Annotated in this window: 20 protein-coding genes; 7 read left to right on the forward strand and 13 right to left on the reverse strand. The window is 37.1% G+C overall.

Annotated features, from left to right (window positions below; all coding sequences use genetic code 11):
* Positions 1–10: 10 nt before the first annotated feature.
* Entirely contained in the window at positions 11–1,240 is a 1,230-nt protein-coding gene (locus ACFQU5_RS08640; RefSeq protein WP_390286800.1) for an MDR family MFS transporter, read from the reverse strand.
* A gap of 156 nt (positions 1,241–1,396) precedes the next feature.
* On the opposite strand from ACFQU5_RS08640, the gene ACFQU5_RS08645 reads away from it, so the two are divergent.
* On the forward strand, positions 1,397–2,515 hold the full coding sequence (locus ACFQU5_RS08645; RefSeq protein WP_390286802.1) for an alpha/beta hydrolase fold domain-containing protein: 1,119 nt from the start codon (positions 1,397–1,399) through the stop codon (positions 2,513–2,515).
* A 44-nt stretch (positions 2,516–2,559) separates the two neighbouring features.
* Here ACFQU5_RS08645 and ACFQU5_RS08650 read toward each other — a convergent pair whose 3' ends face one another.
* The gene (locus tag ACFQU5_RS08650) at positions 2,560–3,060 is read right to left on the reverse strand and encodes a pyridoxamine 5'-phosphate oxidase family protein (RefSeq protein WP_390286804.1); all 501 of its coding nucleotides are present in this window, start codon (positions 3,058–3,060) and stop codon (positions 2,560–2,562) included.
* 180 nt (positions 3,061–3,240) lie between these two features.
* Between ACFQU5_RS08650 and ACFQU5_RS08655 the strand changes: the two genes are divergently transcribed.
* Together ACFQU5_RS08655 and ACFQU5_RS08660 are read left to right on the forward strand one after the other, a co-directional pair.
* Positions 3,241–3,468 (forward strand): phosphate-starvation-inducible protein PsiE, encoded by a 228-nt coding sequence (locus ACFQU5_RS08655; protein ID WP_390286806.1) that lies wholly within the window; start codon positions 3,241–3,243, stop codon positions 3,466–3,468.
* A gap of 149 nt (positions 3,469–3,617) precedes the next feature.
* Positions 3,618–3,890: a YqhV family protein gene (locus ACFQU5_RS08660; RefSeq protein ID WP_390286808.1), complete on the forward strand. Its 273-nt coding sequence runs from the start codon at positions 3,618–3,620 to the stop codon at positions 3,888–3,890.
* A gap of 19 nt (positions 3,891–3,909) precedes the next feature.
* Here ACFQU5_RS08660 and corA read toward each other — a convergent pair whose 3' ends face one another.
* A complete protein-coding gene (gene corA / locus ACFQU5_RS08665; protein ID WP_390286810.1) occupies positions 3,910–4,872 on the reverse strand; it encodes a magnesium/cobalt transporter CorA in 963 nt (320 codons plus the stop codon).
* 242 nt (positions 4,873–5,114) lie between these two features.
* Here corA and ACFQU5_RS08670 point away from each other — a divergent pair, with 242 nt between their 5' ends.
* The gene (locus tag ACFQU5_RS08670) at positions 5,115–5,969 is read left to right on the forward strand and encodes a manganese catalase family protein (protein WP_390286812.1); all 855 of its coding nucleotides are present in this window, start codon (positions 5,115–5,117) and stop codon (positions 5,967–5,969) included.
* Between the two features lie 213 nt (positions 5,970–6,182).
* Here the strand turns inward: ACFQU5_RS08670 and ACFQU5_RS08675 are convergent, their stop codons facing one another.
* From ACFQU5_RS08675 to ACFQU5_RS08690, 4 genes are read right to left on the reverse strand one after another with little or no spacing between them, the layout of a single operon-like run.
* Positions 6,183–6,872 carry an ABC transporter permease gene (locus tag ACFQU5_RS08675; RefSeq protein WP_390286814.1) on the reverse strand — a complete coding sequence of 230 codons (690 nt, stop codon included), beginning with the start codon at positions 6,870–6,872 and terminating at the stop codon, positions 6,183–6,185.
* The gene (locus tag ACFQU5_RS08680) at positions 6,872–7,783 is read right to left on the reverse strand and encodes an osmoprotectant ABC transporter substrate-binding protein (protein ID WP_390286816.1); all 912 of its coding nucleotides are present in this window, start codon (positions 7,781–7,783) and stop codon (positions 6,872–6,874) included. The genes ACFQU5_RS08675 and ACFQU5_RS08680 overlap by 1 nt, the downstream gene beginning before the upstream one ends.
* A complete protein-coding gene (locus ACFQU5_RS08685; protein ID WP_390286818.1) occupies positions 7,780–8,427 on the reverse strand; it encodes an ABC transporter permease in 648 nt (215 codons plus the stop codon). Before ACFQU5_RS08685 ends, ACFQU5_RS08680 begins: the two co-directional genes overlap by 4 nt.
* Positions 8,424–9,605 carry a betaine/proline/choline family ABC transporter ATP-binding protein gene (locus ACFQU5_RS08690; RefSeq protein WP_390286820.1) on the reverse strand — a complete coding sequence of 394 codons (1,182 nt, stop codon included), beginning with the start codon at positions 9,603–9,605 and terminating at the stop codon, positions 8,424–8,426. The genes ACFQU5_RS08685 and ACFQU5_RS08690 overlap by 4 nt, the downstream gene beginning before the upstream one ends.
* Positions 9,606–10,018: 413 nt before the next feature.
* On the opposite strand from ACFQU5_RS08690, the gene ACFQU5_RS08695 reads away from it, so the two are divergent.
* A complete protein-coding gene (locus tag ACFQU5_RS08695; protein WP_390286822.1) occupies positions 10,019–12,760 on the forward strand; it encodes a M14 family zinc carboxypeptidase in 2,742 nt (913 codons plus the stop codon).
* Positions 12,761–12,876: 116 nt separating this feature from the next.
* Here the strand turns inward: ACFQU5_RS08695 and ACFQU5_RS08700 are convergent, their stop codons facing one another.
* Positions 12,877–13,713, reverse strand: coding sequence for a DUF2268 domain-containing putative Zn-dependent protease (locus ACFQU5_RS08700; RefSeq protein ID WP_390286824.1), 837 nt, complete (start codon positions 13,711–13,713; stop codon positions 12,877–12,879).
* 135 nt (positions 13,714–13,848) lie between these two features.
* On the opposite strand from ACFQU5_RS08700, the gene ACFQU5_RS08705 reads away from it, so the two are divergent.
* Positions 13,849–14,100 carry a hypothetical protein gene (locus ACFQU5_RS08705; protein WP_390286826.1) on the forward strand — a complete coding sequence of 84 codons (252 nt, stop codon included), beginning with the start codon at positions 13,849–13,851 and terminating at the stop codon, positions 14,098–14,100.
* A gap of 150 nt (positions 14,101–14,250) precedes the next feature.
* Here ACFQU5_RS08705 and ACFQU5_RS08710 read toward each other — a convergent pair whose 3' ends face one another.
* The 3 genes from ACFQU5_RS08710 to ACFQU5_RS08720 all read right to left on the reverse strand — a co-directional run bounded on the left by ACFQU5_RS08710 (position 14,251) and on the right by ACFQU5_RS08720 (position 15,337).
* A complete protein-coding gene (locus tag ACFQU5_RS08710; RefSeq protein WP_390286828.1) occupies positions 14,251–14,583 on the reverse strand; it encodes an ArsR/SmtB family transcription factor in 333 nt (110 codons plus the stop codon).
* Positions 14,583–15,011, reverse strand: coding sequence for an SRPBCC family protein (locus ACFQU5_RS08715; protein ID WP_390286830.1), 429 nt, complete (start codon positions 15,009–15,011; stop codon positions 14,583–14,585). Before ACFQU5_RS08715 ends, ACFQU5_RS08710 begins: the two co-directional genes overlap by 1 nt.
* 95 nt (positions 15,012–15,106) lie before the next feature.
* Positions 15,107–15,337: a hypothetical protein gene (locus ACFQU5_RS08720; protein ID WP_390286832.1), complete on the reverse strand. Its 231-nt coding sequence runs from the start codon at positions 15,335–15,337 to the stop codon at positions 15,107–15,109.
* A gap of 125 nt (positions 15,338–15,462) precedes the next feature.
* Between ACFQU5_RS08720 and ACFQU5_RS08725 the strand changes: the two genes are divergently transcribed.
* Positions 15,463–17,235 carry a sulfatase family protein gene (locus ACFQU5_RS08725; protein ID WP_390286834.1) on the forward strand — a complete coding sequence of 591 codons (1,773 nt, stop codon included), beginning with the start codon at positions 15,463–15,465 and terminating at the stop codon, positions 17,233–17,235.
* Between the two features lie 43 nt (positions 17,236–17,278).
* Here ACFQU5_RS08725 and ACFQU5_RS08730 read toward each other — a convergent pair whose 3' ends face one another.
* Together ACFQU5_RS08730 and ACFQU5_RS08735 are read right to left on the reverse strand one after the other, a co-directional pair.
* Entirely contained in the window at positions 17,279–17,788 is a 510-nt protein-coding gene (locus tag ACFQU5_RS08730; RefSeq protein ID WP_390286836.1) for a YfiT family bacillithiol transferase, read from the reverse strand.
* A 22-nt stretch (positions 17,789–17,810) separates the two neighbouring features.
* Complete coding sequence (locus ACFQU5_RS08735) at positions 17,811–18,995, reverse strand: MDR family MFS transporter (RefSeq protein WP_486395139.1); 1,185 nt, start codon at positions 18,993–18,995, stop codon at positions 17,811–17,813.
* Positions 18,996–19,245: the final 250 nt, after the last annotated feature.

The following is a 19,245-nucleotide window of genomic DNA, read 5'->3' on the forward strand; positions in this document are numbered from 1 at the left end:
GCCCAAGAAATTATATTTCTTGGGACTCTTTCGTTTTAAGAAGTCCTTTATACACCAGAATAATACCGATTACGATAACGGCTCCGATATAAATAGACATTTCGGTCGGTAATAGAAATGCTCCGATGATGAGGCTAAATCGGGCAATTAGGTCACCACCTGTATAACCCAGATTAGCAAAAGCAGCATAAGATCCTCTTTTATCTTCCGGCATCATACTTGCTTGTTGGGCACTCATAATTGGAGAATAGATTAATTCCCCGATAGTTGCAACAAAATTAAAGAATACTAATAGGTACCATGGATTTGCAGATGTAACCATTACATAGCCAATTCCATATACAATCAGTCCAGTGAAAATTACCCTTCTTTTACTGAATCGATCCGTTAAGCGACTCACAAAAAATGTAAGAAGCACGACAAGCAACATGTTCTCAACATTTAATATACTGAGCATTCTAATTCCCGTAATCTGAAAATCACCAATAGAGATTCGTTCAAAGTCTTCTGCTAATCGCACGGCTATATAATTATTTAAAGACAATTCTGCTGCATTAATACACATCAAACCAGCTACCAATAAAACAAATGAACGATCACGGAAAGCCATTTTGTAGTTATGTATAATATCCAACATTGCATTATTATGTTCTTGTTTAAGAAATACAAGTTTGATGTCATTTAACCACAACGCATACACGATAAAAATACCCCCGGATATAACCGACAGTACGGAAAATAATTCAATCTTATGACTTACATACAATAGTCCACCTATTGCCGTCCCGATTGCCATGGATAGATTGTGCAGCCAATAGTCTGCTGTATAAATCGCTTTTCGATTCCCAGGAGTAGTGGAATCAATTATAAGAGCATCCATTGTCGGATATTCAAGGCTGCTGGTCACGGTAAATATGATATAAGCAAATGCGAATAATAGGACAAGGTTTTGCTCTGGCAACAAGCTTACAGTCATTAGTAAAAACATCACGGCAGTAAAGAAAGATGTTATTAAAAGGAGTTTTTTTCGGCTAAATCGATCTGCCATATAACCACCAATTAAATTAAAAATGAAACTAATGACAACCGTAATTACCAAAAAGATACCTGCGGAGACTTTATTCCATTCTTGTGCGAAATACAGTGCCATAAAGGGCAATACCGAAGCTGACAGGGCTCGATTAAAAAAAGAAGTTAATAATCTTACCTTTACATTTTGAGGATAGTCCTTCCATTTCATGCTGTAAATCCCCCTATCTACTACATTTATAGCAGAATTCGCGGATTTATAATAGAAAAATTTTACATATCACAAAATGAACCCTTCTGAGTATAGCCACTATTTATTAGGAGACAATAAACCAACAATTAAATCTCGCTAACCAGGGGGGAAACTATGAAAAAAATTGCTATAGCAATGCTTAGTTTCATACTTTTCTTTAGTTTAAGTAGTGTTTTTGCCCTCGCTCAAGAAACTCAAGGTACCTCATCTGCTGAAACCAACTCGTCAAATGTAGAAATAACCATTACCGGTGAAGCAGATGAACAACTTCTGAATCAACTTACTACTAATCTAAAGGCTGACGGTGAAGAAGAAATTGATGCAGATGAATCCATTAAAGGATCAGCTCAGTACATCGATATGGACCAGTTTAAAAAAACAACACTTAATATTCCTTATACTGATACACAAAATGATCGTCAACAACTTGATATTGTATATCCATCAAATGGGAATCCACCACATAAAGTTATTGTAGCTATTCATGGTGGCGGATGGTCAAGCGGAGACCGTAAATCAGCATCCTTAAAAATGATTCAAATGGCCACTCAACAAGGTTATGCAGTGATAAATGTAGGTTATCGATTAACAGACGAGGCGAAGTGGCCGGCTCAACTTCATGATATAAAAGCGGCAATCCGATTTATACGTGCCAATGCAAAACAATACAGATTCGATACACGCAATATTGTTGTATGGGGAAATTCAGCTGGAGGACATCTGGCTAGTATGCTCGCCGCAACAAATGGAATGGAAGAGATGGAGGATCTTTCAATGGGTAATTCCAAGGCTTCATCCGAAATACAAGGTGTCGTATCCTGGTATGGGATTTCAGACATTTCCAACCTACCAGATGCTAGCATAAATATTTCAAACAAGCTTATGGGCTACAATGTTCGAGACAAGGCAGAAGAGGCGAAAGTCGCTAGTCCTATCCATTATATAAATAAAGACTTCCCTCCGATTTTCATGATCCATGGCACAACTGACCGTATCGTACCCTTTGAGCAAGCTGTAGAATTGGCGAAGACCATTAATCGAGTTACAGGGAAAAAGCAAGCATCGTTGAAGCTTCACATTAATGCTGGGCATAGTGATGATCAGATAAAAACCGTAGAAAATGTTGATGAAAGCCTGAATTTTGTGGATAAGATTATGTTCCCGGAACGAAAAAACCCCTATCGTATAAAGAGATATAAAGAAATTGGAATCACCTCCGAAAAACCATCCTAACCAAAAAGGAGACGGCTCTAAATAGACGGCTCCTTTTTTTGAAGCTAATGGCTTATTGCATCACTAAACTTCCCTGTCATTTTTTCAATTTCTACTTCAAACAATTCGGTTTTTGGTAAAGCTGGGTAGCCATCCTTTTCAAAATTCCAATTAGGATCTCCATACTTTTTCCACAGCCGATCGTAAAACCACTCTTTTTTTACAGTCTCTTCAATATGTTTTATCGTTCCAAACACCACTACACTTGTGTAGCCTAAAGCGGATTGGCATGCATATTTTTTACCAGGAACAATATTACCCATCTCGCATACCTCAATACTCACTTTCTGATTCACTTTCACATTTTCCCAAAAATGACTCTCCCGTATATTTCCTATATGTATGTAAAGTTTTTGGCCACCTTCGTATACATACACAAATGGGATGACATACGGATAGCCATCTTGACTAATTGTTGCAACATGGGCAACTTGTGCATGTTTCAGAAATTCGTATGCCTCTTCTTCCGTTACTTCTCTTTTTTTATTATGAATTGTTCCCCTCATTCTATTTCCCCCTTTGCATAATAAAGAATAAAACCACCCTTAAATATATATTCTAAATACTCTTTTAAATTCCTTTATTCATATCTTGATTTCAAAAACTAAACTTCCTAACATTTATAATTAATCGATTATGTGATAAAATCTAATCGAACAAGCGAATCACATGAGGGGGAATTTTCAATGGGTAATTCAGTTATAAAACCAAATGCCAAGATTAGTCCAGAACGTGAAAGTGAAGCATTGGCTATTCGCAATAACTTAATTATTGAATTATTAGTAAGTGTACTAGATGAAAAATTAGTTATCGAACGTCATATTTTACGTGAACGTTTAGCAAATCTTATCGAACTTGCAAAGTATGATGAGGAGCTAACAGAAACTCTTCACGGTGTAATTAATAAATTATAATTCTTATATTTAAAAGAGTCGCTTCTTTCAAAGGAGCGACTCTTTTAAATTTTTTGCATTGCATAGATCACGAGCTTTACACGAATTTCATGTTTTAGTATAAATATTCAATAACGGACAAGCATAAACTTTCTTATCAAAACAAAAGGATGGTGTATGTGGCATCTGCATTACTTTATATGGTGTTGCTGCGATTAGTTTCTGGCAGTATAGAGATAACAATAGCCGGCTTAATGTATAAATCGCATGATTTAGAAAAAGCACTGACCCTTAACTCCATGCTGGCTTTAGTCGGCCCATGTATCCTCATTATTACAACAGGTTTAGGGGTTGCGGGATTAGGAGACAAGATTTCTTTCCAAAAAATGTTTTGCCTTTTTGGAGGAATTTTATTAATTTTATTAAGCTTAAAAATGAAATAAGTACCCAGGTGATCCACCCTTATTTAAACCAGCCTTTCTTTCTAAACCAAAGCAACATTATAATCCCAATAATCATCATTAAAACGAGCGAAAAAAGGTACCCATATTTCCACGACAACTCTGGCATATTATTGAAATTCATTCCATAAATACCTGCGATAAAGGTTAATGGCGCAAAGATCGACGTGATAATGGTCAGCAGCTTCATGACATTATTTGTTTGATGAGAGTTTAATGATAGATAACTATCCCTAATATCTGCTGTTACTTCTCGATTTGTCATAACCATTTCCGATAACTTTAACAGATGGTCATATATATCCGAAAAGTATTCTCTTCTTTCACTAATGCGGTCCACATTCAGATGGTGGGAATTCAACATACGGTATAGTAAGTCCCGCATTGGATTAACAGAGTGCAGCAAATTTAATAGCATATTTCTCGTCTCAAATAATTCATCCATGAGATGACTCATCGATTTCTTATTCGTATTCTCAACCATCTTCTCTAATTCATCTTCAATTTTATATATGAGTGGGAAGTAATTGTCGACGATTTTATCTAATATTTCATAAAAGATATAGTATGGGTCCCAACCAGCTATTGACTCTTGCGCTAAAAATCGACCCCACACTTTTGATACCTCTTCCGAAGCCACACTATGAAAAGTGACAATACAGCTTTCTCCAACAAAAAAATCTAATTCGTCTTTGACAATGCTTTCATTTTCTTCTCGAAGAAGATGGGTTACATAAAATGTGTAGCTTTTATAATAATCCAATTTAGGGCGCTGAAACTCATGCACACAATCCTCAATCGCGAGGGGATGAAAGTGGAACGTATCTGCAAGATGTTGTATTTCTTCTTCGGTAGGTTCACTAAAATCAACCCAGAACCATTTATAATCTGCCAATACCGCTTGATTTATAGCAATATTTTTTTCTATATGATTATCATGTGTTATACCTAAAAAATTTATCATTGGACTTAACCCTCTCACATTAAAACATTAGATCTTAAAAGAAATTTCCCTTAAATAGTGCTGAATAAACTTAATACTACAAGTACTAGCAGTATGTAACTGAGTGAACAATGTTAATCCCACCGAATAATAATCTCCTCTCCCTACCGTTTGTCTTTCAATTTTGTTTTGTAAACTGAATAGAATCGAAATACAAACCTATACTTTCTATGAGGCAGACTACTTTCCTAGGAGGAGATTCCATGTATTTTTATAAAGAAGATTTAATTAATATGATTGTTCCAGATAAACCAGATCCTGCGGCCGCCAAGGTGTTGCAAGAAACACTTGGTGGACGTTTCGGTGAAATGCGTACGATGATGCAATTCTCATTTCAAAGTGCCAATTTCCGAGGCAAGGCGAAGCAATATCGCGATTTAATCCGTGGTATTTTTATAGAAGAAATTAGTCATGTTGAACTTGTTCAAACAACTATCAACCAACTGCTAAATGGTTCTGGAGACCCTGGCGTTGGTAATGCCGGTATCGATCAAGCCCCACTAGATGAGGCTATAAAACATGCAAATCCGCATCATTATATAATGGGTGCTCAAAGCTCATTACCTGTTGATGCAGCAGGCAACCCTTGGATGGGGAATTATGTTTATAGTCATGGTAATTTAGTTGCGGATTTACTGGACAACCTTGTACTTGAATCAACTGGCGTTCTTCAAAAAACAAGAATCTACGAAATGAGCTCAAATAAAGCATTCAGAGAAACCTTAGCCTTTTTAATAGTTCGTGATAATGCTCACCAAAACGCTTTTGCTAAAGCTCTTGAAACACTTGGCGTTGATTGGGCAAAAATATTGCCGATTCCGAATTATGACATTAACAAATATCCAGAATGTCAAAAGTATATTGATATGGGCTTCCATAATGCATTCTTTAACTTCCGATTAGATGACCACCGAGCAGGAGAAATCTTTAACGGCGTATCACCTAGCCGCAATAGTGGAGAACTGCGTGTAGTTGACCCGCCAACGCCTTACCCAGTTCCAGAACTGCCTGAAATGCCAAATGAACACAGCCCAGGATTATCTGATTTGAATAATTAAGAAAAGCGCAAGCACCCTGCTTAGCCTCAATCTGCTGGAGCTTTCCGGACAAGTTGGCACTTTTTTTTGCCTTCGAGGAGGCGGCAGACGCATTCAAGGCGCTGGGGTGCTTGCGCTAGACACTATTCAAAAAAACATATATCTTCATATTCAATAAAAAAGTGCTAGTTTCTATAACTCTATAGAGGCTAGCACTTAAACTGTATCAAGAGATTATATTGTTGAAATAAGTTTCTTTTGCTGACGTTTTACTGGATCCAATCGACGTTCAATGATACCTAGCAGAATGTCCGACAAGATGGCCATTAGGGCAGTTGGCAAGGCACCAGCTAAAATAATAGCCGTACCATCCGTTGCGTTTGTACCCCGTATAATAATATCACCTAAACCTCCAGCACCAATAAATGCACCGATAGCAGTAATTCCGATTGCTATGACAAGGGCGATTCTGATTCCTGTAATGATCACTGAAAGGGATAAGGGTAACTCAACCATGTATAATACTTGTGTCTTGGTCATCCCCATTCCACGCCCTGCATCTGTAACACTTTTATTGATGGTTGTAATGCCGACATACGTATTTTTTATAATTGGAAGTAATGAGTAAAAGAATACTGTTACAATAACGGTCGTTTTCCCTAATCCTAATACAAGCATTAATATTGCCATTAAAGCGAGGGCTGGAATCGTTTGAATAATATTTGCTAAGGTAATGACCACACTAGAGAGTTTTCCATATTTTGAAATGAGAATACCTAGCGGAATACCAACAAGCGCTGCCAGTAAGACACCATAAATCGAAATTAGAAAGTGATCTAAAAACAGATTAAATACATACATGCCATTTTCTTTTATATAGAAGAAAAATTGATCCGTTGTAGACATTTGAGACATATCCCTCATTACTCATCACCTCCCGAAAAGTAATCATTTTCTTTCAAGAATTGTTCCGCCACCACAGCCGGTTCAATTAGATTATTATCTGCCAAGAAGTTTAAATCTTGCATGGTTTTTGTAGAGATTTTTCCTACTAATCGATCTAATGTCTCTTTGATTTCCGGTTTTTCCTCAAGTAGTTCATTATCTGCAAATGGACTCGCATCATATGGAGGGAAGAAGTTTAAATCATCCTCTAAAACGACCAAATCATAGGACGAGATACGTCCATCCGTTGTATAACCCAGGACAACATCAAGCTCTCCCGAATCAACTGCATCATAAACTAAACCAATTTGCATTGGGTAGGTACGAGAAAAATCGAATCCATATTCTTCGACAAATGCTTTATATCCGTCCCCTTCACGATTCATCCATGAAGTATCGACACCTGCTTCAAGTTCACCGGCTATAGACGCTAAATCACTTACAGATTTTAAGTTATACTTTTCTGCAGTTTCTTTCGTTACCATAAAGGCATAGGTATTTTCAAACCCATAAGAATCGAAGAAGGTTTGGTTAAACTCTTCTGTAAATTCCTTTTGTACAAAAGCCAATGCCTCATCAGCATCTTTTATAGGTTGCGCATGCAATGCACCTGTTACATCCGTCCCCGTATACCGAACAGCTGAAATATTGACATCCCCATTTACCATTGCTTGATGGACGACAGTACCTGTACCAAGGTTATTTATGATTTCGGCCTCTTCATCTGTATAATGTTCAATCATATATTTCGTAATATAAGCCAATATTTGACTTTCCGTTGTTACAACTGAAGCAATTTTTATCGTGCTGCTCTCCGCATTACCAGATAGCGAGCATCCGCTTATTAGTAAAGATAGTAAGATTACACTCGTTAGTAGGAGTCTCCTCATGCAGCACGACCCCCTTCGATTCTTAGTCCTTTAGGAGTTACCCACTTTTCTAGTTTTGATAGTAGGAAGTCAGCAAGCAACGCTAAAAGAGTAACGATAACGGCACCACCAATAATGAGTTCCGCTTGATATAAATTTAAGCCGTTAAAAATAAAGTCGCCTAAACCACCTGCACCAATATAGGAAGCTAGCGTTGCCCAGGAGATAACATATACTGCGGATAGCCTAATACCTGACATAATCACAGGTATTGCTAATGGCAACTCTACTAATACTATGGACTGTATAGTCGTCATTCCCATTGCAATGCCTGCACCTTTGGTATTCCCATTCACCGAGCGCATGCCAATAAACGTATTATTTAATATTGGTAATAAAGAATAAATACATAATGCAACAACTGCTGGTACCTTCCCTACGCCAAATAACGGAATCATAATAGCGAGTAAGGCTAAGGATGGTACAGTTTGCAGAACACTAGTAATACTTAGAACAATCTTTGATATATATTTTGATTTCGATAAAAGGATACCTATTGGGACGGCAATAATTACTCCTAAAGCTAACGCAATCATAGAAATATAAAAATGCTCCCAAGTTTTCAAGAGAATATCCGAGCTATTTTCAGTGAAAAAGGCGATCATCCACTAATCAACTCCCTAAAACTTTCAGAACCAGTATGCCCTTCAGATGAAGCGGTTGGTTCTTCATCCCCCCAAATTGTGTCATAAACGATATCGACAATATTTGCACGAGTCACTAACCCCACCAAACGATTCTCCTCATCGACGACAGGGATATTTTTTAGGTTACGTTTTAAAATTCTCCGAACAGAATCTTGTAATTTAGAACCCGTTTTTACGTAGAAGACGTCTTTTTCATAGCATTCTGAAACACTTTTCTTCGTTTTACGGGCACCAGTAAAGCTTTCTACATCTAAATATCCTTGTAGTCGATTGACGCCATCTGTTACAAATAGCGTATCAACCCGTTTTTCCACCATTAAACGAATGGCTTCATCGAGACTTTTTTCAAGTGTTATAGAGATAGGTTTAATCATTACTTCATCAACGGTTTTAATATTTGGTTTTTGTTGAATGAGGCGATGTGAACCGATAAATTCCTTAACAAAGTCATTAGCTGGGGCTGCTAATATATTGTCGGGGGTATCAAATTGAATCAATTTCCCTTCATGCATAATCGCGATTCGATCTGCCAGTTTAATAGCTTCATCCATATCATGCGTAACGAAGATTATCGTCTTATTCAGTCGCTGTTGAAGATCTTTAATCAAATCTTGAAGTGTATCCCGTGTAATCGGGTCAAGAGCACCAAATGGTTCATCCATTAAGATAATGTCCTGATCTGCAGCAAGGGCTCGTAAAACACCAATACGTTGTTGCTGCCCTCCTGAAAGCTGAGCCGGGTAAAAATCTAAGTAGGATTCTGGTAAATTGACTAGTTCAATTAACCGGCGAGCTGTCTCGTCCTTCTTCTCTTTTGACCATTTTAAAAGTTGTGGTACCAACGTAATATTATCTCGTATCGTCATATGTGGCATCAAACCAATCTGCTGGATTACATAACCAATACTCCTCCTTAAAGTAACGGCATTCATCTTGTTCAGATCTTTTCCATTCAAGGTCATCTTCCCGCTTGTAGGTTCAACCATTCGGTTAATCATCCTTAGTGCGGTTGTTTTACCACTTCCACTGGTACCAATGAAAGCAATAAATTCTCCTTCTTGGATATCAAGGTTTAGCTTATCAACAGCAAATTTCCCGCCTCGATAGACTTTCGTTAAATTTTCTATTTTCAACATACTTTAATCTCCTTCCTCGCCTTTTCTCTTCAGCAGATTTCCGCTCAAATCAAAGGGATAGATTCATTGCAATACACAAAAACGATAAATTAAGTTTATTGGTAAGTTTGTAGCTGTTAATCTAGGAATCTTTAAATTACTAATTACCCTCTATTTCTAGATATAAACCAAACCGATACTGTATTAAAAAAATTTAAAACATGGAAAGTTAAATGAATTCATTAAATTATTCATTATTCTTATGGGTTGGTCTATAGATAATTTTCTTTATAAAAGTGAGGCTTATTCTATAAATATGCCTGATTTTATCAAACTCACCTTAGGTTGTTTTCTATATTTTTCAAAAATATTTTAAATTTCGTACTATATTGAGATATTATTAGATTAATAATTAAAAGGAGGAATTGAAGCTTATGTATAACAAGAGAACATCGAAGAGGCTATCTTCTTGTCTTCTCGTATTTTTCCTAACCTGTTCAACCCTATTAACCGGATTACCAAGTAAGGCAATCGCTAATACAGAAGATCAAACAGTACAAGAGGTTGATGTAGCTGAAGATTATTCCCAGACTATTGAAGATGTAGCCAACATAGAATTAACAGAGCAAAATAATACATATGATCATCTTATTGCTGGTCAAACCTATCTCTTTAAGTTTAAGGAAGACTACATAAGCAATCATTTAACAGTTTCTAATAATGCGGAGCTCGTTGGTATCGCAAACTCTGAAAATACAATTCAGATTATGATTGGTGAAGACATTCTATCAATTAACAACAATGATGTAGAAATTATTAGCACTACTGAAAATGAAGCCAATAATGTTCTTGAAACAGTGACTACGAAAGCGTCATTTACTATTTATAAGGATAGCCAAATGACAATTCCCATGATTACCAGTACAAGTACAATGTCGCTAAACGTTCTTGAAAAAGAAAATCATCTGTACATTGTTGAAATAGGCAATACAAAAGGATATCTACCAATTGACGCGATTGCAGTTGGACAAGCAACTGCAAACAGTTATTCGGCCACTATTATTGCTGATGGAAATTTGCTTTCTACAACTGGTGAACTGGTAGGTACAATCTACCAAAGCAATACTAGCTATGCAGTCGAATCAACATCGGACCCTGCTAAAGTTAAAATAACGATTGGGAATCATAAATATATAGTCGATAAATCATTAACATCAACTATCGACCAAACGACTGCTCCACAAACTTCTACCAGAAACGAAATTATCCAATTAAAAGAAAACAGTACTATTTATTCGGATAGCAATCTTGCAACAGCTGCTGTATCACTGTCCCAATCTACCACAATGAAGATTCTCGGGATTAGCGGGAGTAATTACGAGGTATTAGTCGGACAAACGATTGGCTATGTCCCTATTTCTTCAACAATGAATAATTTTACGGTTCAAATGAAATCAGGTGCCAAAATCTACGCTGATTCCAACAAATCTAAGGTCTTGGCTATTAATACAAATTCATCCGCAGTTTACACAGTTTCAAGAACTGAAGAAACTAATTTCTTTTTAATTTCCGTTGGGGATCATAATTACTATGTTGAGTATTCCGATTTAATCTTCACCGAGGAATCCATTACTATAACAGAGAAATTTCGTAAAGATACACTCACAACAAAGGCAGGATTTATTTTATATAAAGATGCAAGCACAAAAACACCTTTAGTCAAAAATGGGATAGCCAATCAAAAGTTTGTTGTAATCGGTACAACTGGACAATTTTATAGGATCCTCTTTGGTGGCACAGTTGCCTATTTGCCTGCTAAATATACAACAGGCTTCGGCTCTAACAAAGAAATATCAACGAGTGGAAGTTCCACATTATACAAAAAAGTAAAAGATAGTTACTATCCCCTTGGAACACTTAAAAACGGCTATACTTTTATGCCAACTTCATCTAATTCAAGGTATTACTTATTTACAAAAGATAATGTAACTTATGCTGTTGAGAAAAGTGCAGCTGTTCCATCAAACAAAGCGGCAACATTAACAGTGAAGCAAAATGCTTCTTTCCCTATTACTTTATATACAGAAAAAAATATTGCTGTTTATGATGAAAAGGGTAATCATATTGGTGCACTATACCATGCTAAAGCTGTGGATTTACTAGGCATTTCAAAGGATAACAAAAGAGCCATCATCAATTTCATGGGACAGAAAGCTCAAGTTAAATTTGAAGAGCTTTATCATAAAGGTATTGTAAATGGCAAATCAACAATCTCTTATTCGAAAATGTCCTATTATATCGAAGTATTTTCACTCCTGTATCCCGAGTTTACAGAACGTGAGGTTATTGGATATTCCGCTGAAGGGCGTGATATCTATGGTCTACGTGTAGGAACCGGCGAAAAGGAAATCTTAATGGATGCTTCTTTCCATGCCCGTGAACATATGACTACTAATGTATTATTAGAAATGATTGATACATATAGTTTCTCATTTAATCGCAATGCGGTATTTAGTGGTTGGGATGTAAGGAATACTTTAAATAAAGTATCGCTCTGGTTCTTGCCAATGATGAATCCTGATGGCGTTACCCTCGTTCAACAAGGCATTAATGCACTAAAAGATCCGAATAATATCAGTTATGCAAAAACGTATGCAAAAAATGGGTCATTTAAAAGTTGGAAGGCCAATGGACGTGGCGTAGATTTAAATCAAAACTTCGGTGGTGTAAGTTGGGGGAAAATCCCATCTAAAAAAAGCTATCGAAACTACAAAGGTCCAAGAGCATTCTCGGAACCGGAAACAAAAGCCTTTGTGGAATTTGTAAATAAACATAAATTCAAAACGAATCTTTCCTATCACTCCTCAGGCAGTATCATCTATTGGGGCGGGGTCCAAACAGCCAGTGAACTGGAACGAGATCGCAAAATTGTAAATAAAATTGCCAATCTAACAGGGTATAATCCTATTAAGCCTAAAGGGGCCGCCTATAATTATAAATATGGCTCGGGCAACTCTACAGCTTGGATTATCAATGAAAAACGTATCCCTGCAATTACAATTGAAATTGCGACTTATCAAGGTGAAATACCAGTAGCATTAAGTCAATGGAACTCCATTTGGAACAAAAATAAAACAATTGGGTTACATGCAGCCAACGAAGCAGCAACACGTTAAAATTATAAACATTTACCTAACCAGTTACTTACAATTTGTGAGTAACTGGTTAATTTTTTATACAAGAAAACGACTTAAAACCATTACACAAGCTAAATTGGCCGCAAGAAGATTTATTAAACTTTAAAGGAAGAACCTTTTAATATTTTATGAGAAGGAACTTTGTATAATAGCTCTTGATTGGATGTTCCTCCATTTTCAATATAAGAATGAATTATTCTGTAGCCTAAACCGTAGCCAATCCATCTTGGCAGCCCCTTAGCTTCATTGCCATATAAATAGGAAAAGTGGTTATCCACACCTTTTTCGTGTATCGCTCGCACAAAGTATTTTATCCACAATGCCGAGCACTCTTCCTGTGAATAAACCTTTGTCCACGGGGATAACCATCGTTCACCATATAACTCTTCAACAGCAAATTCTGCCATTCCTTCGATTATTAATGTATCAAGCAACTCGATTTCATGCGGGGATTTATCTAAGTAGGACATTCTACAGATATGATGATACTCATGCGCCAGCAAAGCTTTTAATTCCGCTGTTTCTAGTTCTTCACAGACAAATAAAAATAGCACGTTACTATAAGAAACACCGTTTTTCTTCACTTCTGCACCCTCTACTATTGGTCGATGCTTTGTTAGTGGAAAAATAAAAATAGGCACATCTGGTCCATTCCATAATTGTTTAAGATAATCAAATTCTTGTTGAACGATTTTCCATACTTTTCTATCTTCAAGCCCCATCAAAATCTCACTGATTGCCGTACTTTCAAATGGATCAAATAATCCTCTTGATAATAGCTCTCCTTGAATTTCTTCCGTAGTGAATTGTGGGAAAAATTCTTTCAAAGGATTACATATCATTTCCCTGTGAATTTCTACTATTCTTTCTTCCTGATGTTTAATTCTTTCACTTAATTTAGAAAGTACCAACGGTGTATGAACGACTGACATCTATCTCTCCCCATTCCAAACTATTATTTCTATAATTTATTGTTCTGGAAGAATATGCTTTAGACTCCTCACACGTGTCATAAAAACTTAGCTTCATATATTGAGTAGTAGTTTAGTATAAAGGAGGGAAATAGAATGCATCCAAGAGAAGCATACGATCTATGTTGCCGTCACATAGGCAAAAGAGTTCACATTACAGAAAAATGCGGCCGTCGACATGTCGGTACAATTACTAGAGTTGATCGAGACATGGTTTGGATTATGCCAAGTCGTGGCTTTGGCGGATTTGGTCTTGGCTTTTGGGGCTTTGGTGGAGGCGGATTGGGTATTGGGATCGCAATTGGTGCCATTGCAGGAATTGCTCTAGCAGGAGCTTTCCGTTGGTAATATTAGGAACGAAAGCGCGGGGCACCTCTTAGCTGTGGGCAAGCTGCTTACTCACAAAAATTATCCACAAAGGGAAAGTTGCAACTTTTCCTTAAGACAAAAAGAATCTATTTTGGACACTTGTCCATAATAGATTCTTTTTTGCTGAAGTTATTTATTTAACGAATCGTTTTCAACGGCATACTTCAATTTCGTCAATTTGTTATACCAGAATTTTTCATAGTAAGCGAGCCAATCCTTCAACTCTTTTAATGGTTCAGGTTGCAGGTGATAGATTTTTTCTCGACCATTCTTGTCACCACGTACTAATCCGGCTTCTGTTAAAACGTTGAGATGCTTCACAACAGCCGTCCGACTCACTTCAAAGTGGGAAGATAGTTCAGCAATCGATTGATTTTTTTGCGAAAGTAATTGAAGTACCTCTCTTCTAGTTGGATCAGCTATTGCTTGAAACACATCAACTTTTTGCAGCTCTGCACTCATTAAGCTTCAACCAGTTGTTTTAATTTTTGAACAATACCTGCCCAACCTTGATTCATTGTCTCGCGAATTGCCGATTGTGGACGTTGCGCTTTTGGAACAATCGCATTGTCTTCTTTCCAGCCACCATGAATCACCGTGAATTCTGTTTCATTCCCCATATCCTTTAGGAGCAAGGTTAACTCCCATCCATCAGTATCCCATGCAATCGAAATTTTCGTTGGTTCTTCAACTTGAAGTACTTTACATGGAGATGGACCGAATGGGGATTGAATTGTAAATTCATGTCCTACTTCTAATTTGAAATCACTTGGCATAAACCATTCCGCAATTCCTTCTGCTGTCGACACATAATCCCAAACCTTCTGGATTGGTGCGTTTATGGATACAGTTTGTACAATATCCGGCAAGTTTTTTTGTTCATTTGACATGTGATGAATGCTCCCTTTTTATCAATATACAACCTTAAGGTGTTATATATTGATTATATACAACCTTAAGGTGTTATGTCAAACTTGCTATATGCTTAAAAAATAAAAGTAAATATGGCAAATAATAATGGCATTATTGTTAATATAAACCCTATTTTCGTCAATTTCTTAATAAATAAGAACACAACACCTATGATCCAAAGAGCAACAAAAAACGCATCATCATATACCGCTCTTTCGAAGCCACCTTCCAATATAGGGATGGAAATGAAAAAAGCAAAAATGGCTGTCCAAATTATATGTATGATTCTATAGATTTTAAACATAAAAACCTCCCTTTCTCCTATTCAATATCTGACGTGTTCATGCACTGAAAGGATTCCTCCTAAGTAATCTGTACAAATAGTCTAACCTTTATAAACAGTTTTACATATAATAACTCATTAAAGGGGTGAAAAATTTGTATTCGGCAAATGAGTCTAAAGAATTAAAGCGACCTAATATTCTTTTTTTAATCGTCGATGAGCAACGTTACCCGCCCTGTTATGAAACGGAAGCATTAAAAGAATGGAGAAAGGAAAATTTAATTACACAGGAAATTTTACGTGAAAAAGGACTTTCCTTTTTAAATCACTATGTTGGAAGTACTGCTTGCGCACCTAGCAGAACAACGCTTTTTACGGGTCACTATCCATCTCTTCACGGTGTGACACAAACAACCGGAGCGGCCAAAGGAGCATTCGATTCAAACGTATATTGGCTTGACCCGAACACTGTGCCTACTTTAGGCAACTATTTTCGTGCAGCAGGGTATCAAACATTTTGGAGGGGAAAATGGCATCTTTCAGATGAAGATATTTTAATTCCTGGTACACACAATGCTCTACCAAGTTACGATACAACCACTGGCTTACCGGATTCTGCAAAAGAAAGGCTTTATGCAGAGGCAAATCGCTTAAATGCATATGGCTTTAATGGTTGGATTGGACCTGAACCTCATGGAGCAGACCCTCGGAATTCTGGATCCTCAGCAAAAGTCGGGTTAAGTGGACGCGACGAAGTTTATGGAGCAGAGGTTGTGGAATTAATTCAATCATTAGAACAAAATTCAAAAACACGCCAGAATCCTTGGCTAATTGTTTCTTCTTTAGTCAATCCACATGATATTACGCTATTCGGTTCACTTTCAAGACTAAGCCCAAATTTCAACTTTGAAATTGACCCTTCAGTACCAGAAATCTCACCTGCACCTACGTCAAGGGAAGATCTAAGCACTAAACCAAAGGCTCAGAGGAGTTATAGAGATGTTTATCAAAAAGCCTTTCAGCCAACGATTGATTCAGAGTTTTATCGACAGCTATACTACACACTTCACAAGAAAGTAGACGATGAATTATTTAAAATTTATACTGCACTTGCCAATTCGATTTTCTATGAGGATACCATCATCGTTTTCACATCTGATCACGGCAGTTTGCTAGGAGCACACGGCGGATTGTTTCAAAAGTGGCATAATGCTTATGAAGAAGCTCTTCATGTTCCTTTCATTATTCATAGCCCCAGATTATTTGCAGAACCAAGAGAAACAGATTTATTAACAAGTCATGTGGATATTCTTCCTACACTACTAGGTCTAGCCGGCATTAATCTAGAGGATGTACAAGAAGCATTACGCAAAACCCACTCTGAAGTCCATCCTTTTGTCGGAAAAAATCTTGCTTCTTTAATAAAGGGGGAACAAACTATTATGAAAGTTAACGACCCCCTTTATTTTATGACAGATGATGAGGCGACAAAAGGGTTAAATCAAACAACATTGCAGGGAGAACCCTATTCATCCGTTAGTCAACCTAATCATTTAGAAACCATCATGATTAAGTTACCTACAGGCAAGGAAGATACAGAGGAAATCTGGAAATATACGCGTTATTTTGATAATCCACAATTTTGGAGTACGCCCCATTCTGAAGATATTAAAACACAGCAACTATTTACAACAAAGCTTTCGGACACCAAAGAAGCTATCATGTTAATTAAAACAACAAAAACTGAACCTGTTGATGCAGAATTCGAGTTATACAATTTAACGCGTGACCCATTAGAAGAATCCAATTTAGTCCATCCTTTACATCAGACAGCCGAAACCAAGTTAGTACAGCTTCTTTTATCGCAAGTGCTAAAGCAGCAAAGGAAGCAAAAAAGAATATATCCTTCTAATAAGTAACGAAAGTGTCACCCTTTCTGTTGTCAGCAAAAGGGTGACACTTTTATTTATTGATTGCATTTTGGATGTGTGATAGATGGTGATTCCCGTGCCATGCATAAAGCCCAATATTTTTCTCAAGAGTAATCTCACCAGAGTCTGGATGAGTGAAGGTTCTCTTTAGCTGTTCAACTGTAAGATTTTCCAGTAAGTATACCCATCGCTCATGTAATGATTGTATTAAGTTTAATGATACGCAGGCAGGAAGATTGGAGTCAGTAAGTTCCGCCCATTTGTCTTCTGCATAGGGTTTTATTGTTGGATTATTTTCGGTTAATGCTAGTTTGAATCGTATATAGGAATTCAGATGACTATCGACAATATGGTGGACAAGCTGACGAATCGTCCAGCCACCTTCTCGATAACTATTATTAATTACCTCTTCATCTAGTCCCTGTACAAGTTCAGTTAATCTCGCTGGAAGTGTTTTAATTTCGTGAATCCATAGCTGTACTTCTTCAGAAGAAATGACTTCACTACAAGAGAACTGTCCAATTGGATACTTTTCATTCATGTTGAATCCCCCATCCATTTATTTATGCTACTTTATTCATAGATAAAGCTTTTTTATAAAATACGAGACTTAGCAATACAATCCCTGCCATAACAAAATATATTTCTCCTACATAATGAGTTAGAAGCCATCCACCAAAAATCGGACCGATAAATCCGCCAATATTTTTTAATTGAGATGCACCCAAATAAGTGGCTTTTTGTGTATCTGGTGCAATCTCTTCGATCATTGCATTCATCATCGGGAATGCAAAAATCTCACCTATCGAAAAGACGATCATCGCCACTATAAACATTGTCCAACTTGATGCCATGTTAAATAAGATAAATCCAGAAGCGAAGAAACACATACCAAAACTCAAGCTTTTATAGGCCGAAATTTTTTCCGTATAAACACTTATTGGCAGCTGCAGCAATAAAACAATCGCAGCATTGATAACGAGTAAAATTGAATATAATTGTACCCCTTCTTCTACAGAAAGATTAACTAGTTGAGGCAATGTGGAATCATATTGTGAGTAACCAAGACTGATGAGTACTCCACCAGCCAGTAAAAGAAGCAGCTTTTTATCTGTTCCTACCACTCTTAACATTTGGGAAAGCGTCTGTCTCTCTGCTGCTTGCTGGCGCATTTCAAAATGATTTAGTAAGCCAATAAGTACAAAACCATACGCAGCATACATCACTCCGGTAATAATAAATGGTATTACAGCACTCGACAAACTAGAAATCCATACACCTAAAACAGGCCCGATTACGCCCGCAATGTTGATACTTGTATATCGTATTGAAAATAACCTTCTACGTTTCTCTTTTTCTGTGAAATCAATCATTAAAGCTTGGGTTGCTGGCTCAAAAAAGGAGCGGCATAACCCGTTTAGACTACTGAGAATCGCAAATAATACCACACTCTGAACAATAGCAAAACCAATAAACACGCCGCTCCAGACAAAAATCGTAAAGATGATAACAAGCTTTCTCCCTAGCTTATCTGTTAAAAAGCCTCCGAAAATCCCTCCAAAGGTTGCAAATAACTGAGCGGCCCCCAGCGTTATTCCGATAACGAGTGGCGAAGCATGTAACTCATCATGAAGATATAATGCGAGAAATGGAATGGTCATAAAGCTTGCTGCACGAGTAAAAATGGTGCCAAGTAAAATACTCCATACTAAAGGATGGAAGAAGTTAAATCCTTTCAATAAAAACACCTCTATTTGTTTCACTACTGTATACAGTAAACAACAAAAAATAAAGTGCATTTAGCACTATTTGGATATTTCCAGGAAAAGTGCAAGCGTCCTGCCTAGCCCCGTGTCCAGGAAAACGAAATATCGTGTGAGCCCCAAGATGCTGGAGCATCCGGATAAGTTGGCACTTTTTGCCTTCGAGGAGAAGGCAGACCGACTCGTGGGGCTTGCTGCTTGCGCTGGACACTGTTCAAAAGTTATATTCAGGAAC

The sequence above is a fragment of the Ureibacillus sp. GCM10028918 genome, from assembly GCF_042666115.1.
GTDB lineage: Bacteria > Bacillota > Bacilli > Bacillales_A > Planococcaceae > Ureibacillus.

What these genes read in the sequence shown, in the direction of transcription:
- ACFQU5_RS08640 (WP_390286800.1), bottom strand. Translation starts at nt 1,240, where the DNA reads ATGAAATGGAAGGACTATCCTCAAAATGTAAAGGTAAGATTATTAACT.
- ACFQU5_RS08645 (WP_390286802.1), top strand. Translation starts at nt 1,397, where the DNA reads ATGAAAAAAATTGCTATAGCAATGCTTAGTTTCATACTTTTCTTTAGT.
- ACFQU5_RS08650 (WP_390286804.1), bottom strand. Translation starts at nt 3,060, where the DNA reads ATGAGGGGAACAATTCATAATAAAAAAAGAGAAGTAACGGAAGAAGAG.
- ACFQU5_RS08655 (WP_390286806.1), top strand. Translation starts at nt 3,241, where the DNA reads ATGGGTAATTCAGTTATAAAACCAAATGCCAAGATTAGTCCAGAACGT.
- ACFQU5_RS08660 (WP_390286808.1), top strand. Translation starts at nt 3,618, where the DNA reads ATGGTGTATGTGGCATCTGCATTACTTTATATGGTGTTGCTGCGATTA.
- corA (WP_390286810.1), bottom strand. Translation starts at nt 4,872, where the DNA reads ATGATAAATTTTTTAGGTATAACACATGATAATCATATAGAAAAAAAT.
- ACFQU5_RS08670 (WP_390286812.1), top strand. Translation starts at nt 5,115, where the DNA reads ATGTATTTTTATAAAGAAGATTTAATTAATATGATTGTTCCAGATAAA.
- ACFQU5_RS08675 (WP_390286814.1), bottom strand. Translation starts at nt 6,872, where the DNA reads ATGAGGGATATGTCTCAAATGTCTACAACGGATCAATTTTTCTTCTAT.
- ACFQU5_RS08680 (WP_390286816.1), bottom strand. Translation starts at nt 7,783, where the DNA reads ATGAGGAGACTCCTACTAACGAGTGTAATCTTACTATCTTTACTAATA.
- ACFQU5_RS08685 (WP_390286818.1), bottom strand. Translation starts at nt 8,427, where the DNA reads ATGATCGCCTTTTTCACTGAAAATAGCTCGGATATTCTCTTGAAAACT.
- ACFQU5_RS08690 (WP_390286820.1), bottom strand. Translation starts at nt 9,605, where the DNA reads ATGTTGAAAATAGAAAATTTAACGAAAGTCTATCGAGGCGGGAAATTT.
- ACFQU5_RS08695 (WP_390286822.1), top strand. Translation starts at nt 10,019, where the DNA reads ATGTATAACAAGAGAACATCGAAGAGGCTATCTTCTTGTCTTCTCGTA.
- ACFQU5_RS08700 (WP_390286824.1), bottom strand. Translation starts at nt 13,713, where the DNA reads ATGTCAGTCGTTCATACACCGTTGGTACTTTCTAAATTAAGTGAAAGA.
- ACFQU5_RS08705 (WP_390286826.1), top strand. Translation starts at nt 13,849, where the DNA reads ATGCATCCAAGAGAAGCATACGATCTATGTTGCCGTCACATAGGCAAA.
- ACFQU5_RS08710 (WP_390286828.1), bottom strand. Translation starts at nt 14,583, where the DNA reads ATGAGTGCAGAGCTGCAAAAAGTTGATGTGTTTCAAGCAATAGCTGAT.
- ACFQU5_RS08715 (WP_390286830.1), bottom strand. Translation starts at nt 15,011, where the DNA reads ATGTCAAATGAACAAAAAAACTTGCCGGATATTGTACAAACTGTATCC.
- ACFQU5_RS08720 (WP_390286832.1), bottom strand. Translation starts at nt 15,337, where the DNA reads ATGTTTAAAATCTATAGAATCATACATATAATTTGGACAGCCATTTTT.
- ACFQU5_RS08730 (WP_390286836.1), bottom strand. Translation starts at nt 17,788, where the DNA reads ATGAATGAAAAGTATCCAATTGGACAGTTCTCTTGTAGTGAAGTCATT.